The following is a 285-nucleotide window of genomic DNA, read 5'->3' on the forward strand; positions in this document are numbered from 1 at the left end:
GATCGTGCGGAACTTCAGGAACGTTCTCGTCAACCGGTTCGCGAGCAGCGACAAGTCCAGTGTCGGCGCAGCCTCGCGCAGCTTGCGGAACGTCTCTGTGAGCATGTTCAGATAGCTTTCGATCAGCGCCCCCGCGATCTGATCCTTTGTGGGGAAAAACTGATACAGCGAGCCAATCGACGATCCCGCGCGGGCGGCGATCGCCGTCATCGTTGCGCCGTCGTATCCCTTCTCGGCAAATTCACTGCTTGCCGCCGCGAGGAGCGCCGCGACCCGCGCGTGACC

At 62.5% G+C, this 285-nt stretch carries 1 protein-coding gene; it reads right to left on the bottom strand.

From position 1 onward, the window contains the following. On the bottom strand, positions 1-285 hold a 285-nt coding region (locus SB771_RS34075), incomplete at both ends, for a TetR/AcrR family transcriptional regulator (RefSeq protein WP_410721926.1).

The sequence above is a fragment of the Burkholderia sp. SIMBA_051 genome, from assembly GCF_046534915.1.
GTDB classification, from domain to species: domain Bacteria; phylum Pseudomonadota; class Gammaproteobacteria; order Burkholderiales; family Burkholderiaceae; genus Burkholderia; species Burkholderia ambifaria.